This window comes from Microbacterium sp. Bi128 (genome assembly GCF_918698205.1).
Map to the genome: position 1 here is coordinate 1 of NZ_CAKKMM010001060.1, position 1,795 is coordinate 1,795.

1 protein-coding gene is annotated in these 1,795 nt (G+C 68.6%); it reads right to left on the bottom strand.

Going from position 1 to position 1,795, the window contains the following annotated elements:
- Window positions 1–74: 74 nt before the first annotated feature.
- The gene (locus tag LQV45_RS29745) at window positions 75–1,787 is read right to left on the bottom strand and encodes a formate--tetrahydrofolate ligase (protein ID WP_230010731.1); all 1,713 of its coding nucleotides are present in this window, start codon (window positions 1,785–1,787) and stop codon (window positions 75–77) included.
- Window positions 1,788–1,795 lie beyond the last annotated feature (8 nt).

Genomic DNA, 1,795 nt, shown 5'->3' on the forward strand with positions numbered 1-1,795 from the left:
CGTCGGTTGGGGAGTTGCCGGACCTGAGGGATCGTTGGTTGGGGGATGCAGGAGGTGAGGGAGCGTCGGGTGGGTTAGAAGAGGCCGACCGGGTTGCCGGCGTCGTCGACGTCCATCCGCATCGCTGCCGGCACCTTGGGCAGGCCCGGCATGGTCATCACGGCGCCGGTGAGGGCCACGATGAAGCCCGCGCCGGTCTTGGGGATGAGATCCCGGACGTGGATGGTGAAGCCCTTGGGTGCGCCGAGGCGAGTGGCGTCGTCGGTGAAGGAGTACTGGGTCTTCGCCATGCACACCGGCATCCCGGACCAGCCGTTCTTCTCGATCTCGGCCAGCCGTTTCAGCGCGGGTACGGAGAAATCCACGCCGTCGGCGCCGTAGATCTCCTGCACGATGGTCCGGATCTTGTCCTCCACGGACATCTCCAGCGGATACAGGTGCCGGAAGCCGTGCGGGGCGTCGATCGCGGCCGCTACCTTCGCCGCGAGCTCGTCGCCGCCGTCGCCGCCACCGCCGCGGCCCCAGACATCGGCCACCGCGGCCTGGACACCCTCCGCGGCGCACCACTGAAGCAGCCAGTCCAGCTCCTCGGCGGTGTCCGTGGCGAATTTGTTGACCGCCACGACCGGGGTGATGCCGAACTTCTCGACGTTGCGGATGTGGCGCCGCAGATTGGCGACGCCGGCGGCCAGCGCCTCCACGTTGGGCTCCTTGAGCAGGTCTTTCGGCACGCCGCCGTGCATCTTGAGCGCCCGGACGGTGGCCACGAGGACGACGGCGGACGGGGCGACGTCGGCCATCCGCGCCTTGATGTCCATGTACTTTTCGGCGCCGAGGTCCGCGCCGAACCCCGCCTCGGTGATGACGATGTCCGCAAGGCGGCGGGCCGTCTGCGTGGCGATGAGGGAGTTGCAGCCGTGGGCGATGTTGGCGAAGGGCCCGCCGTGCCCCAGCGCCGGGGTACCGGCGATGGTCTGCACGAGGTTGGGTTTGATCGCGTCCTTGAGCAGCATGGTCAGGGCGCCCTGGACGCCGAGGTCGGCCACGGTCACTGGCCGGCGGTCGTAGGTGTAGCCGAACGTGATCCGGCCGAGCCGGTCGCGCAGATCGTTCAGGTCCGTGGCGAGGCAGAACACGGCCATGATCTCCGAGGCCACGGTGATGTCGAAGCCGTCCTGCCGCGGCGTGCCCTGGGCGGGCCCGCCGAGGCCGATCACGACCTCCCGGAGGGACCGGTCGTTCATGTCCAGGACGCGCTTGAACGTCATCCGGCGCGGATCGATGTTGAGTTCGTTGCCCTGGAAGATGTGGTTGTCCACGAGGGCCATGAGGGCGTTGTTCGCGGATGTGATGGCGTGGAAATCGCCCGTGAAGTGCAGGTTGATCTGGTCCATCGGCAGCACCTGGGAGTAGCCGCCGCCGGTCGCGCCGCCCTTCATGCCCAGGATGGGGCCGAGCGAGGGCTCGCGCAGCGCGATCATCACTTTGTGCCCGGCCCGGGCCAGGGAATCCGCGAGCCCCACCGTCGTGGTGGACTTGCCTTCGCCGGCGGGGGTGGGCGACATCGCGGAGACCAGCACCACCTTGCCGGGCGCGCGCACGGGGGTGCCCGCCGGAACGGTCAGCTTCGCCGGGTCGATCTTGGCCTTGTAGGGTCCGTAGAATTCCAGCGCGTCCGGGGTGATGCCGGCGGCCGCCGCAATCTCCCCGATCGGCTTCATGACTGCCCGCTGGGCAATTTCCAGGTCGCTGGGGACGTTGTTCCCGGCAGTGGTGGTCTCAGACATCGTTGTCC

Excerpts from the sequence above, each read along its gene's own strand:
- LQV45_RS29745 (WP_230010731.1), bottom strand. The coding sequence starts at position 1,787 with ATGTCTGAGACCACCACTGCCGGGAACAACGTCCCCAGCGACCTGGAA.